A 13,843-nucleotide genomic window follows, 5' to 3' on the forward strand; every position below is an offset into this window, starting at 1 on the left:
TCAGCCCTCCGAGGGGGCGAGGCGCTGAAGCTCGGCCTCGGTCGACTTCAGCAGGTCGGTCCAGGACGCCTCGAACTTCTCGACGCCCTCGTCCTCCAGCAGCTGGACCACGTCGTCGTACTTGATCCCGAGCTGCTCGACCGCGTCGAGGTCGGCCCGGGCCTGCTCGTACGTGCCGGCGACGGTGTTGCCGGTGATCTCGCCATGGTCCTCGGTGGCGTACAGGGTCGCCTCCGGCATGGTGTTCACCGTGTTCGGCGCGACCAGCTCGGTGACGTACATCGTGTCCTGGTACGCCTTGTCCTTCACGCCGGTGGAGGCCCACAGCGGACGCTGCTTGTTGGCGCCCTCGCGCTCCAGCGCGCTCCAGCGGTCCGAGGAGAAGACCTCCTCGTACGCCTGGTAGGCGAGACGGGCGTTGGCGATGGCGGCCTTGCCGCGCAGCGCCTTGGCCTCGTCGGTGCCGAGCGCGTCGATCCGCTTGTCGACCTCGGTGTCGACGCGCGAGACGAAGAAGGACGCCACCGAGTGGATCTGGGACAGGTCCAGGCCCTTGGCCTTCGCCTTCTCCAGACCGGACAGGTAGGCGTCCATCACCTCGCGGTAGCGCTCCAGCGAGAAGATCAGCGTGACGTTGACGCTGATCCCGTTGCCGATCGTCTCGGTGATCGCCGGGATGCCCGCCTTGGTGGCCGGGATCTTGATGAGCGTGTTGGGCCGGTCCACCAGCCAGGCCAGCTGGCGTGCCTCGGCGACCGTCGCCTTGGTGTTGTGCGCCAGCCGCGGGTCGACCTCGATCGAGACCCGGCCGTCCTGGCCGCCGGTGGCGTCGAAGACCGGGCGCAGGATGTCGGCGGCGTCGCGGACGTCCGCCGTCGTGATCATGCGGATGGCCTCTTCGACGGTGACCTTGCGGGCAGCGAGGTCGGAGAGCTGCTGGTCGTAGCCGTCGCCCTCGGAGATCGCCTTCTGGAAGATCGTCGGGTTGGTCGTGACGCCCACGACGTGCTGCTGGTCGAGCAGCTCGGCGAGGTTGCCGGACGTGATCCGCTTGCGCGACAGGTCGTCCAGCCAGATCGCGACGCCTTCCTCGGAGAGGCGCTTGAGTGCGTCTGTCATGGAAATTCCATCTCCTACGTGTCGTATATAAGCGTCAGCGCTGAGCTGCGGCGATCGATTCCCGCGCGGCGGCGGCAACGTTCTCGGCGGTGAAGCCGAACTCACGGAAAAGGACCTTGCCGTCGGCCGAAGCACCGAAGTGCTCCAGGGAAACGATGCGGCCGGCGTCCCCGACGTACTTGTGCCACGTCAGGCCGATCCCGGCCTCCACAGCGACGCGAGCCTTGACGGACGGCGGCAGAACGCTGTCCCGGTACCCCTGGTCCTGCTGCTCGAACCACTCCACCGACGGCATGGACACCACACGGGTGGGCACGCCGGCGCCCTGGAGCTGCTCGCGCGCCTCGACGGCGACGTGCACCTCCGAGCCGGTGGCGATGAGGATGACCTCGGGCTCGCCGCCGTCGGCCTCGAACAGGACGTAACCGCCCTTGGCCGCATCGTCGTTGGGCTCGTACGTCGGCACACCCTGACGCGTCAGCGCCAGACCGTGCGGCTGGCCCTTGCCGAACTCCTTCGTCCAGCGCTTGAGGATCTCGCGCCAGGCGATGGCCGTCTCGTTGGCGTCCGCCGGGCGCACGATGTTCAGGCCCGGAATGGCGCGCAGCGACGCCAGGTGCTCGACCGGCTGGTGGGTCGGGCCGTCCTCGCCCAGGCCGATGGAGTCGTGCGTCCACACGTACGTCACCGGCAGGTGCATCAGCGCCGACAGCCGCACCGCGTTGCGCATGTAGTCGGAGAAGACCAGGAACGTGCCGCCGTAGATCCGGGTGTTGCCGTGCAGCGCGATGCCGTTCATCTCGGCGGCCATCGCGTGCTCCCGGATACCGAAGTGGATCGTGCGGCCGTACGGGTCCGCCTCCGGCAGCGGGTTGTCCGCCGGGAGGAAGGAGCTGGTCTTGTCGATCGTGGTGTTGTTGGAGCCCGCCAGGTCGGCCGAGCCGCCCCACAGCTCCGGGATCACCGCGCCGAGCGCCTGGAGGACCTTGCCGGAGGCGGCACGCGTGGCCACGCCCTTGCCGACCTCGAAGACCGGGATCTTCTCCTCCCAGCCGGCCGGCAGCTCACCCCCCGCGACACGGTCGTACTCGGCGGCGCGCTCGGGGTTGTTGTCCCGCCACTGCTGGTACGCCTTCTCCCACACCGCGCGGGCCGCCTGGCCCCGCTCCAGCGCCTTGCGGGTGTGCGTGATGACCTCGTCGGCCACCTCGAAGCTCTGCTCCGGGTCGAAGCCCAGGACCCGCTTGGTCGCCGCGACCTCGTCCTCGCCCAGCGCCGAGCCGTGCGCGGCCTCGGTGTTCTGCGCGTTCGGGGCCGGCCAGGCGATGATCGAGCGCATCGCGATGAACGACGGCTTGTCCGTGACGGCCTTGGCCTTCTGGATCGCCTCGAAGATCGCGGCCGGGTCCAGGTCGCCGTTCTCCTGCGGCTCCACCCGCTGCACGTGCCAGCCGTAGGCCTCGTACCGCTTCACCGTGTCCTCGGACACGGCCGTCTCGGTGTCGCCCTCGATCGAGATGTGGTTGTCGTCCCACAGCAGGATCAGGTTGCCGAGCTTCTGGTGGCCGGCGAGCGACGAGGCCTCGGCGGAGATGCCCTCCTGGAGGCAGCCGTCACCGGCGATGCAGTAGACGAAGTGGTCGAAGGGGGACTCGCCCTCGGGGGCCTCCGGGTCGAACAGCCCCCGCTCGTAGCGGGCGGCCATCGCCATGCCCACCGCGTTGGCGACACCCTGCCCGAGCGGGCCGGTCGTCGTCTCCACACCGGTCGTGTGCCCGTACTCGGGGTGACCCGGCGTCTTCGAACCCCAGGTGCGGAAGGACTTCAGATCGTCCAGCTCCAGGCCGAAACCGGCCAGGTACAGCTGGGTGTAGAGGGTCAGGGACGAGTGGCCGGCGGACAGCACGAAGCGGTCCCGCCCGACCCAGTCGGCGTCCGCCGGGTCGTGCCGCATCACCTTCTGGAAGAGGGTGTAGGCGGCAGGCGCGAGGCTCATCGCCGTACCCGGATGGCCGTTACCGACCTTCTGTACGGCATCGGCGGCCAGGACACGCGCGGTGTCGACGGCCCGCTGGTCCAACTCGGTCCACTCGAGGTCTGGTGTGGTCGGCTTGGTGCTCACCCTGGGTCAGGGCTCCTCTCCACATGTCGGATGCCGGTGTATCGGGGCGTCCACCGGCCGCAGCCGAGCCTACCCCCGTGGGACGTGCGTTCTTTCGAGTCACTCCACAGTGCCGGGACACGTTTCGATCCGCCTCCTGACTGGGCCGTATCCCATTCGACAGGTGAATACGGAGCCGCTCATCCGGGTGCTCAATCGAGCTTCCGCACGCCCTTCCGGAGCCGCCCTCCAACACGAGCCGACCCCCGCGAATGTCCGACTCTGGGCAACGTCTAAAGTGGCGTGGTACGCGCGAGCCTTTACCGGGACTTCACACGGGTGAGGCTTGCTGGGATGTCTCTGTAGGGGTGTGCGTGACGGCCGTTGAATCCCGTCCAGCGGGGATGATCGGGACGGACCAGAGCCCGGCCCACCGGCCGTTCGGGGCCCGTGTCAAGGCGTTCGTGGCTCTCACCAAGCCGCGGATCATCGAGCTGCTCCTGATCACCACCGTTCCGGTGATGTTCCTGGCGCAGCAGGGTGTGCCCGACCTGACACTGGTGCTGCTGACCTGCGTCGGGGGGTACATGTCCGCGGGCGGCGCCAACGCGCTCAACATGTACATCGACCGCGACATCGACGCCCTGATGGACCGCACCTCGCAGCGGCCGCTGGTCACCGGCATGGTCAGCCCGCGCGAGTGCCTCGCCTTCGGCATCACCCTGGCGATCGCCTCGACGCTGCTGTTCGGTCTCACGGTGAACTGGCTGAGCGCCTGGCTCTCCCTCGGCGCGCTCCTCTTCTACGTCGTCGTCTACACGATGATCCTCAAGCGCCGTACCTCGCAGAACATCGTGTGGGGCGGGATCGCCGGCTGTCTGCCCGTGCTGATCGGCTGGTCCTCGGTCACGAACTCCATGTCGTGGGCGCCGATCATCCTGTTCCTCGTCATGTTCTTCTGGACGCCGCCGCACTACTGGCCGCTGTCCATGAAGGTCAGGGAGGACTACGCGCGCGTGGGCGTCCCGATGCTGCCGGTGGTCGCCTCCAACAAGGTGGTCGCCAAGCAGATCGTGATCTACAGCTGGGTCATGGTCGCCGTCTCGCTCCTGCTGACCCCGCTCGGCTACACCGGCTGGTTCTACACGTCGGTCGCCCTGCTGGCGGGCGGCTTCTGGCTCTGGGAGGCGCACGGCCTGCAGAACCGCGCGAAGGCGGAGGTGACGGGCGCGAAGCTGAAGGAGATGCGCCTGTTCCACTGGTCGATCACCTACGTGTCGCTGCTGTTCGTGGCGGTCGCGGTCGACCCCTTCCTGCGCTGACGGGGCACTGACGTACGTCACAGGGCCCTGCTCTCGCCAGTCGATCTACTCGTGAGTAGCATCCTGGTCATGGCAGAGACGCAGCAGGTTGACCCGAAGGCCGAGCGCAAGGCGGCCCGGCTGGCCAAGCAGATCAGCTCCTTCTCCAAGGCCCACGGCGGCGCCGAGGGCCAGGTGGCCTACCTCGGCGACCGCGGCGCCCGCATCGTCCTGGTCGGCGAGGACGGCGACTGGGGCGACCTGGTGGCCCCCTCCTACGAGATCGCCGAGCAGGCCGTGGAGAAGTCGGGCATCACGACCCACGAGTCCTTCGACGGCGAATTCGCCGCCAAGGTGAGGACGGGCCGCTACGAGTGGTCACGCATGGCGGGGATCCAGGTAGGCGGCCCCAAGAACAGCTGACCTTCTCGGGGGCGCGGGGCTGTATCGATGTGCGGCTCCGCCGCGTGGGCGCGACCGGCCGCACGGCCCGCACCCGCCGAACAACAACGGCACTCCACCCCGGAAGCCGCGACCTCAACCCGGTTCACCCGTTAGGACCCTTAGGAACAACAGGGTCCACACCGGGGAGCCCGGATGATCGAAACGCCGTCCCTAGTGGACCAGTACTGCCACGGAGTACTCCGCACGGAGCTGGGTCTCGGCACCTTCGAGGCCCACCTCTCCCACACGGAGGGCCCACCCGCCCCCGGCACCACCCTCTTCGACACCCAGACCGGCTTCGCCGTGCGGCGCTGGTGCCCACCCCTGCTCGGCCTCGAACCGCACTGCGCGCCCGCCCGCTACGTCGCCCGGCGCCGCGAACTGGGCGTCCTGGAGTCGACCCGCCGGCTCCTGTGCGGCAGCGGCATCACGACGTACCTGGTCGACACGGGCCTGCCCGGCGACCTGACCGAACCCGGCGAGCTGGCCTCCGCCGGAGCCGCCGAGGCCCGCGAGATCGTCCGGCTGGAGCTGCTCGCCGAGCAGGTCGCCGACACCTCCGGGACCGTCGAGTCCTTCCTCGCCAACCTCGCCGAGTCCGTGCACGCCGCGGCCGTGAACGCCGTCGCCTTCACCTCGGTCGCGGGCGTACGGCACGGCCTCGCGCTCGCGCCCGAGCCGCCCGGGCCGGGGGAGGTGCGGGGAGCCGCCGGCCGCTGGATCGCGGGGCGCGAGGTCGGCGGGGAACTCAGCGACCCGGTACTGCTGCGGCACCTGCTGTGGAGCGCCGTCGCCTCGGGGCTGCCGCTCCAGCTGCACGTGGGGCTCGGCGCGCCGGGCCTGCGGATCGACCGTACGGATCCGGTGCTGCTGACCGACTTCGTACGGGCCACGGCCGGTCTCGGTACGGACCTCGTCCTGCTGCACGGCTACCCGTACCACCGTCAGGCCGCCCACCTGGCCGGTGTCTTCCCGCATGTCCACGTCGATTCCGGCGCGGCCCTGGTCCGCACCGGCGCCCGCGCCGCGACCGTCCTCGCGGAGATCCTGGAGCTGGCCCCCTTCGGCAAGATCCTCTTCTCCACCGGCGCCCAAGGGCTGCCCGAGCTGCACGTGGTGGGCGCCCGGCTGTTCCGCGAGGCACTCGGCCGGGTGCTCGGCACCTGGGTCGCCGAGGGCGCGTGGTCCCTGGCCGACGCGCAGCGGGTGGCGGGGATGCTGGCGTCGGGGAACGCGCGGCGGGTGTACGGGCTCGACTAGGGCCTTGGTGAGGGCGGCTCTGGTCCCCTGGTCGGAGTGGCCTCTAGGCCTTCGTCAGGGAGGCCTCGGCGGCGGGACCGGGTACGTCCACAGCCACCTCGGGGCGCTCGCGCAGCGACAGCACCACCCGCAGCACCCAGATCCACATCACGGCCGAGCCGAGCATGTGCAGTCCGACCAGGACCTCGGGCAGGTCCGTGAAGTACTGGACGTAGCCGATGACGCCCTGCGCGAGCAGGATCAGGAACAGTTCGCGGGTGCGGTTCAGCGGGTTCTCGGGGGCGTCGACCGCCTTGAGGACGAACCACAGGGCGAACGTCAGCGTCACCACGATCCACGCCAGCACGGCGTGCAGCTTGCTCACCGTCTCCCAGTCGACCGGCATCCGCTCGACCTCGCTGGAGTCGCCCGCGTGCGGACCGGCGCCGGTGACCACCGTGCCGACCAGGATGAGCAGCACGGCGGCGGCGACCAGGAACCACACCAGCTGCTGCACGGCCTTGCCGACCAGAGGGCGCGGCGGAGCGTCGCCCTCACGGGTGCGCTGCCACATCACCGTCGCCACCGCGATCAGCGCGGACGTCGCGACGAAGTGGGCCGCGACCGTGTACGGGTTGAGACCGACCAGCACCACGATGCCGCCGAGCACCGCGTTGCTCATCACGATCCAGAACTGCGCCCAGCCCAGCCGGGTCAGGCCGCGCCGGTACGGCTTCTGCGAGCGCGCGGCGATGATCGCCCAGCCGACGGCGGCGCACAGCACGTACGTCAGCATGCGGTTGCCGAACTCGATGGCGCCGTGGAAGCCCATCGCGCTGGTCGCGGTGAGCGAGTCGGCGGTGCACTTGGGCCAGGTCGGGCAGCCGAGGCCCGAGCCGGTCAGCCGTACGGCTCCGCCGGTGACCACGATGAGCACCGACATGACGATTGCGGACAGGGCCGCGCGCTGGACCGTCCGGGGTTCCGGGGTCCAGCGCTCGGCGATGAAGGCGAGCGGGTTGCGCAGGGCCGCCCTGGCGTCGGCGCGGGTCACTTTTGGCACGCGACCCATCGTAGGACGCCGCTTGTGCACGCTTTCACGAGGGTCGGTCATGGCCTTGCTCCCAGCGCTTATTCCCAGCGGAAGAACCGTCCGGCCACCGCCAGCCCGACGACCGCCCAGACGGCGAGGATCCCCAGGTCGGCCCAGGGCATCCCGGCCCCGTGTTGGAGCACGTCCCGCAGGCCGTCGGAGAGCGCGGCGATGGGCAGCAGGGCGAGCACGTCCTGCGCGGCGGAGGGGAACTTGTCGAGCGGCACGATGACCCCGCCGCCGACGAGCAGCAGCAGGAACACCAGGTTGGCGGCGGCGAGCGTCGCCTCGGCCTTCAGCGTCCCGGCCATCAGCAGGCCGAGGCCCGAGAAGGCCGCCGTACCGAGGACCAGGAGCAGCAGGACGGCGAACGGGTTGCCCTGCGGCGACCAGCCGAGCGCGAAGGCGATCACCGTCAGCAGGATCACCTGGAGCACCTCGGTGACCAGCACGGACAGCGTCTTCGCCGTCATCAGGCCCCAGCGCGGCAGAGGCGAGGAGGCGAGCCGCTTCAGGACGCCGTAGCGGCGCTCGAAGCCGGTCGCGATCGCCTGCCCGGTGAACGCCGTCGACATCACCGCGAGCGCGAGGATGCCGGGGGCGAGGAAGTCGACGGCCTCGCCGGCGCCCGTGTCGACGATGTCCACGGTGCTGAAGAGCACCAGGAGCAGGGTCGGGATGACGACGGTCAGCAGCAGCTGCTCGCCGTTGCGCAGCAGCATCTTGGTCTCGAGTGCGGCCTGGGCCGCGATCATGCGGGGGAGGGGCGCGGCTCCCGGCTTCGGCGCATAGGTGCCGGTGGCGGTCACGAACGCAGCTCCTTGCCGGTCAGCTCCAGGCTGTGCTTTCCCGGGGGGCGACCCCCGGACCCCCGGCCGGTCTTGGTGTGGGGCGCAATCATGAGCGCAGCTCCTTGCCGGTCAGCTCAAGAAAAACGTCTTCGAGGGTGTGCCGCTCGACCGAGATCTTCTCCGGCATCACGCCGTGCTGGGCGCACCATGAGGTGACCGTCGCGAGCAGCTGCGGGTCGACCTTGCCGACGACGCGGTACGACCCCGGCGTCAGCTCGGCGGCCGAGCAGTCGGCGGGCAGGGCCTTCAGCAGCGAGCCGATGTCCAGCCCGGGGCGGCCGGAGAAGCGGAGCGTGTTCTCGGCGCCGCCCCGGCACAGCTCCTCCGGGGAGCCCTGGGCGATGACCCGGCCCGCATCGATGATCGCCACGTCGTCGGCGAGCCGCTCGGCCTCGTCCATGTAGTGGGTGGTGAGGATCACGGAGACACCGTCGTCGCGCAGGTCCCGGACCAGGTCCCAGGTGGCGCGGCGGGCCTGCGGGTCGAGCCCGGCGGTCGGCTCGTCGAGGAAGACCAGTTCCGGTCGCCCTACCACGGCCATGGCCAGCGCGAGCCGCTGCTGCTGTCCGCCCGACAGCCGCCGGTACGTCGTACGGCCGCACGAGCCGAGTCCGAGGCGTTCGATGAGCGCGTCCACGTCCAAGGGGTGGGCGTGCAGCCTGGCGACGTGGCGGAGCATCTCGTCGGCGCGGGAGCCCGAGTAGACACCGCCGGACTGGAGCATCACGCCGATCCGGGGCCGCAGGTCCCGGGACTGTCCGACGGGGTCGAGGCCCAGGACGCGCACCGTGCCGGAGTCCGGCTTCCGGTACCCCTCGCAGGTCTCGACCGTGGTCGTCTTGCCCGCCCCGTTGGGGCCGAGCACGGCGGTCACGCCCTCCCGGGCCACCAGGTCCAGCCCGTCCACCGCGGTCTTCGTGCCGTACCGCTTCACCAGGGCCTGGACCTGGACCACGGGCTCACTTCGCATGGGTCCAGAGTCTAGGTTCGTGCGCGGGGCCTCAGACCGGCGGGTGCAGGAACTCCTCCTCACGGGGTCGGTGGACCGCCAGCCACTGTTCGGCGTAGGCCACCGCGTCCGCCACCGGGAACAGCCGTGCCTGGGCCGCCCCGACCTTTCCGCGTACGACGGGACGGTCCCGCTCGAAGTCGTAGCCCAGCTCGTCGAAACGGTCCGAGCTGATCGACACCTCTGTCACGGTCTCCCAGCCGTCGGGGCCCGGCCGGCCCACGGCGACGCGCGGGGACGGTATCCGGTACTCGGCGAGGTGGAAGCTGGTGCAGGAGGCGTAGCCGGCGCCGAGCAGCAGGACCCGGGCGCCCATGGCCTCCAGCTTCGCGAGCGGGCTGCGCTCGCCCAGCCGGCAGTCGGGCGCGTGCCCCTCGATCACCTCCGCCGCGCGCGGGCCGACCGCCGCGAACGAGGTCTGCGGATGGGCGCTGCGCAGCGCGCCGGGCCAGGTGCGCACGGTCTCCGGGACGACGCCGACCCCGCGCGTGGGCGTGATCCGGGGGTCGTAGGCGGGCATCGTGGCGCGGATGGTCTCCCACCAGTCCGGGGGGACGGGCGGGTTGCTCCACAGGGCCGGGTCGGAGAGGTCGCCGGTCTGGGTCGGAACCACCAGCGTGCCCTCCGGGCCGAGCGCGTCGAGCAGTCCCTGCACGACCGCGACGGCGCCGCCGTTGACCCAGCCGAGGGAGCTGAGCGAGGAGTGCGCGAGGAGGGTCTCGCCGGGTCTCACACCCAGCTCGGACAGCTGCGCGCGCAGGGTGTCCCGGGTGACAAGAGGGCCGGTCGGAGGGGGTGTGGACATGGTTCGGGAGTGTCCCCCAAGCGGCCTCGGCATGCCAGCGGTTTGATCGATCAGAGATCGTTTCCGCAGGTCAGGTTAGCTTTACCTAAGTGACGCAGGGCACCCCGGGGGTGCACGGGCGTGGCTTGCCCGGCCCCGATGAATTACGCAACAATGGCGTTGTGAAAAACGTCGGCGAGGTTCGGGAGACCCCCACGGGGTCCCCTCAGGACGAGCTCGCGACCGGGGAGCGGTCCACCCGCAACCGAGTCGCGCGGTCCATCCTGGACCACGGGCCGTCGACCGTCGCCGAGCTCGCCGAGCGGCTGGGCCTCACCCAGGCGGCCGTGCGCCGGCATCTCGACGCCCTCGCGGGCGACGGTGTCGTCGAGGCGCGCAAGCAGCGGGTCTACGGCACGCGCACCCGCGGCCGGCCGGCCAAGGTGTTCGCCCTGACCGACTGCGGCCGGGACGCCTTCGACCAGTCGTACGACAAGCTCGCGGCGGACGCGCTGCGCTGGATCGCCGACCGCGAGGGCGGCAACGAGGCGATCGCCGCCTTCGCCCGCGCCAGGATCGCCGCGCAGGCGGGCGCGTACCGCGCGGCGGTCGAGGCCGCCGCGCCCGAGCAGCGGACGGAAGCCCTGGCCAAGGCGCTGAGCGTCGACGGGTACGCTGCTACGGCGCGCAGCGCGCCCCACCCGCAGCAGGGTGAGCAGCTCTGCCAGCACCACTGCCCGGTCGCCCACGTCGCCGAGCAGTTCCCGCAACTGTGCGAGGCGGAGACGGAATTTTTCGCCGAGCTGCTCGGTACGCACGTACAGCGGCTCGCCACCATCGCGCACGGCGACGGCGTCTGCACGACGTTCATCCCCAAGATTTCCCACAACGCATCTGCAAGCACGGCCGGGAGGAACCCCGCATGACTCTCCCCACGGAGACTGCCCACCCCGAGCTCGAGGGCCTGGGCAAGTACGAATACGGCTGGGCCGACTCCGACACGGCCGGCGCCTCTGCCAAGCGCGGCATCAACGAGGACGTCGTCCGCGACATCTCCGCCAAGAAGAACGAGCCGGAGTGGATGACCAAGCTCCGCCTCAAGGGTCTGCGCCTGTTCGAGAAGAAGCCCATGCCGAACTGGGGCTCGGACCTGTCGGGGATCGACTTCGACAACATCAAGTACTTCGTGCGCTCCACGGAGAAGCAGGCGGCCTCCTGGGAGGACCTGCCCGAGGACATCAAGAACACGTACGACAAGCTGGGCATCCCCGAGGCCGAGAAGAACCGCCTCGTCGCCGGTGTCGCCGCGCAGTACGAGTCGGAGGTCGTCTACCACCAGATCCGTGAGGACCTGGAGGAGCAGGGCGTCATCTTCCTCGACACCGACACGGCCCTGAAGGAGCACCCGGAGCTCTTCAAGGAGTACTTCGGGACCGTCATCCCCGTCGGCGACAACAAGTTCGCGTCGCTGAACTCCGCCGTGTGGTCGGGCGGCTCCTTCATCTACGTCCCGCCGGGCGTCCACGTGGAGATCCCGCTCCAGGCCTACTTCCGCATCAACACGGAGAACATGGGCCAGTTCGAGCGGACGCTGATCATCGTCGACGAGGGTGCCTACGTGCACTACGTCGAGGGTTGCACCGCCCCGATCTACAAGTCGGACTCGCTGCACTCCGCGGTCGTCGAGATCATCGTCAAGAAGAACGCCCGCTGCCGCTACACGACCATCCAGAACTGGTCGAACAACGTCTACAACCTGGTCACCAAGCGCGCCGTGGCCTACGAGGGCGCGACCATGGAGTGGGTCGACGGCAACATCGGCTCCAAGGTGACGATGAAGTACCCGGCCGTCTACCTGATGGGCGAGCACGCCAAGGGCGAGACGCTGTCCATCGCCTTCGCCGGCGAGGGCCAGCACCAGGACGCGGGCGCCAAGATGGTCCACATGGCGCCGAACACGTCGTCCAACATCGTGTCGAAGTCCGTCGCGCGCGGTGGCGGCCGTACGTCCTACCGCGGTCTCATCGAGATCGGCGAGGGCGCCGCGGGCTCCAAGTCGAACGTGCTCTGTGACGCGCTGCTGGTCGACACGATCTCCCGCTCGGACACCTACCCCTACGTGGACGTCCGCGAGGACGACGTGTCCATGGGCCACGAGGCCACCGTCTCCAAGGTCTCCGAGGACCAGCTCTTCTACCTGATGAGCCGCGGTCTGAGTGAGTTCGAGGCGATGGCGATGATCGTGCGCGGCTTCGTCGAGCCCATCGCCAAGGAGCTCCCCATGGAGTACGCGCTGGAGCTCAACCGGCTGATCGAGCTGCAGATGGAAGGCGCGGTCGGCTAACCCCCGCCCGCAGTCCCATCAGGCCCCTTACGCAACGGAAAGCGAGCACTACGACAGCCATGGCTGAGGCCCAGAACATCCCGGTGGGCTCCACCACCACCGGCTCGATCGCGGTGGCGGCCGAGTCGACCGTCGCCACCCGCATGAGCGCGCCCCCCTCCTTCGACGTCGCGGACTTCCCCGTCCCGCACGGCCGTGAGGAGGAGTGGCGGTTCACCCCGCTGGAGCGCCTGCGCGGGCTGCACGACGGCACCGCCGTGGCCGACGGCAACGGCGTGAAGGTCGACGTCCAGGCCCCCGAGGGCGTCACCGTCGAGACCGTCGGCCGCGACGACGCGCGGCTCGGCAAGGCGGGCACCCCGGTGGACCGCGTCGCCGCCCAGGCCTACTCCGCCTTCGAGAAGGCCTCGGTCGTGACCGTGCCGAAGGAGACCGTCCTCACCGAGCCGATCCGCATCGCGGTGCACGGCCAGGGCGGCACCGCCTTCGGCCACCAGGTGATCGAGCTGGGCGCCTTCGCCGAGGCCGTCGTGGTCATCGACCACACCGGTGACGCGGTGCTCGCCGCCAACGTCGACTACCTCCTGGGCGACGGCGCCAAGCTGACCGTCGTCTGCGTCCAGGACTGGGACGACAAGGCCGTCCACGTCGCCCAGCACAACGCGCTCGTCGGCCGCGACGCCTCCTTCAAGTCCGTCGTCGTCACCTTCGGCGGCGACGTCGTACGGCTGCACCCGCGCGTCCGCTACGCCGGCCCCGGCGGCGAGGCCGAGCTGTTCGGCCTGTACTTCACCGACCAGGGCCAGCACCAGGAGCACCGCCTCCTGGTCGACCACAACGTCCCGCACTGCAAGTCGAACGCCGTCTACAAGGGCGCGCTCCAGGGCGACGGCGCCCACGCGGTGTGGATCGGCGACGTGCTCATCGAGGCCAAGGCCGAGGGCACCGACACGTACGAGATGAACCGCAACCTGGTCCTCACGGACGGGGCCCGCGTGGACTCCGTACCGAACCTCGAGATCGAGACCGGCGAGATCGTCGGCGCCGGCCACGCCTCGGCCACCGGCCGCTTCGACGACGAGCAGCTCTTCTACCTCATGGCCCGCGGCATCCCGGAGCACGAGGCCCGCCGCCTGGTGGTCCGCGGCTTCTTCGCCGAGCTGGTCCAGCAGATCGGCCTCCCCGACATCGAGGAGCGCCTGATCGCCAAGATCGAGGAGGAGCTGGAGGCGGCGGTCGCATGACCTTCGTACGCGCCTGCGGACTGGGTGAGCTGGAGGAGGACACCCCGAAGCGGGTGGAACTCGACGGCACGCCCGTGTCCATCGTGCAGACCGAGGGCGAGGTGTTCGCGATCCACGACATCTGCTCGCACGCGAACGTCTCCCTCTCGGAAGGCGAGGTCGACGACTGCCACATCGAGTGCTGGCTGCACGGCTCGCGCTTCGACCTCCGCTCCGGCAAGCCCGACGCCCTTCCCGCGACGCGCCCTGTCCCCGTATACCCCGTAAAGATCGAAGGGGACGACGTGCTCGTCTCCCTCACCCAGGAGTCCTGA

Annotated in this window: 13 protein-coding genes; 7 read left to right on the top strand and 6 right to left on the bottom strand. The window is 70.0% G+C overall.

The features are described from left to right. Both tal and tkt read right to left on the bottom strand, forming a co-directional pair. On the bottom strand, positions 1-1,119 hold the full coding sequence (tal, locus tag AC07F0_RS15040; protein WP_478978767.1) for a transaldolase: 1,119 nt from the start codon (positions 1,117-1,119) through the stop codon (positions 1-3). Between the two features lie 34 nt (positions 1,120-1,153). Next, a complete protein-coding gene (tkt, locus tag AC07F0_RS15045; protein WP_478978770.1) occupies positions 1,154-3,241 on the bottom strand; it encodes a transketolase in 2,088 nt (695 codons plus the stop codon). Positions 3,242-3,624: 383 nt separating this feature from the next. Between tkt and AC07F0_RS15050 the strand changes: the two genes are divergently transcribed. From AC07F0_RS15050 to AC07F0_RS15060, 3 genes are all read left to right on the top strand, one after another. Further along, positions 3,625-4,542, top strand: a complete 918-nt coding sequence (locus AC07F0_RS15050; protein ID WP_478979126.1) for a heme o synthase — start codon at positions 3,625-3,627, stop codon at positions 4,540-4,542. A gap of 69 nt (positions 4,543-4,611) precedes the next feature. Beyond that, the gene (locus AC07F0_RS15055; protein ID WP_478978773.1) at positions 4,612-4,944 is read left to right on the top strand and encodes a hypothetical protein; all 333 of its coding nucleotides are present in this window, start codon (positions 4,612-4,614) and stop codon (positions 4,942-4,944) included. A gap of 174 nt (positions 4,945-5,118) precedes the next feature. Then, positions 5,119-6,225: an amidohydrolase family protein gene (locus tag AC07F0_RS15060; RefSeq protein ID WP_478978776.1), complete on the top strand. Its 1,107-nt coding sequence runs from the start codon at positions 5,119-5,121 to the stop codon at positions 6,223-6,225. A gap of 43 nt (positions 6,226-6,268) precedes the next feature. On the opposite strand, the gene AC07F0_RS15065 is transcribed toward AC07F0_RS15060, so the two are convergent. From AC07F0_RS15065 to AC07F0_RS15080, 4 genes are all read right to left on the bottom strand, one after another. After that, a complete protein-coding gene (locus AC07F0_RS15065; protein ID WP_478979129.1) occupies positions 6,269-7,276 on the bottom strand; it encodes a COX15/CtaA family protein in 1,008 nt (335 codons plus the stop codon). Positions 7,277-7,335: 59 nt separating this feature from the next. Next, positions 7,336-8,052: an ABC transporter permease gene (locus AC07F0_RS15070; RefSeq protein ID WP_478979132.1), complete on the bottom strand. Its 717-nt coding sequence runs from the start codon at positions 8,050-8,052 to the stop codon at positions 7,336-7,338. A gap of 142 nt (positions 8,053-8,194) precedes the next feature. Beyond that, the gene (locus AC07F0_RS15075; RefSeq protein ID WP_478978779.1) at positions 8,195-9,118 is read right to left on the bottom strand and encodes an ABC transporter ATP-binding protein; all 924 of its coding nucleotides are present in this window, start codon (positions 9,116-9,118) and stop codon (positions 8,195-8,197) included. A 31-nt stretch (positions 9,119-9,149) separates the two neighbouring features. Next, a complete protein-coding gene (locus AC07F0_RS15080; protein ID WP_478978782.1) occupies positions 9,150-9,962 on the bottom strand; it encodes an AAC(3) family N-acetyltransferase in 813 nt (270 codons plus the stop codon). 161 nt (positions 9,963-10,123) lie between these two features. Here AC07F0_RS15080 and AC07F0_RS15085 point away from each other — a divergent pair, with 161 nt between their 5' ends. The 4 genes from AC07F0_RS15085 to AC07F0_RS15100 are packed head-to-tail and all read left to right on the top strand — an operon-like array spanning position 10,124 to position 13,843. Further along, entirely contained in the window at positions 10,124-10,867 is a 744-nt protein-coding gene (locus AC07F0_RS15085) for a helix-turn-helix transcriptional regulator (protein ID WP_478978785.1), read from the top strand. Next, positions 10,864-12,285 (top strand): Fe-S cluster assembly protein SufB, encoded by a 1,422-nt coding sequence (gene sufB, locus AC07F0_RS15090; RefSeq protein ID WP_020273984.1) that lies wholly within the window; start codon positions 10,864-10,866, stop codon positions 12,283-12,285. Before AC07F0_RS15085 ends, sufB begins: the two co-directional genes overlap by 4 nt. Positions 12,286-12,344: 59 nt before the next feature. Next, entirely contained in the window at positions 12,345-13,529 is a 1,185-nt protein-coding gene (sufD, locus tag AC07F0_RS15095; protein ID WP_478978788.1) for a Fe-S cluster assembly protein SufD, read from the top strand. Next, positions 13,526-13,843 carry a non-heme iron oxygenase ferredoxin subunit gene (locus AC07F0_RS15100; protein WP_020273986.1) on the top strand — a complete coding sequence of 106 codons (318 nt, stop codon included), beginning with the start codon at positions 13,526-13,528 and terminating at the stop codon, positions 13,841-13,843. Before sufD ends, AC07F0_RS15100 begins: the two co-directional genes overlap by 4 nt.

The sequence above is a fragment of the Streptomyces sp. NPDC045955 genome, from assembly GCF_056430805.1.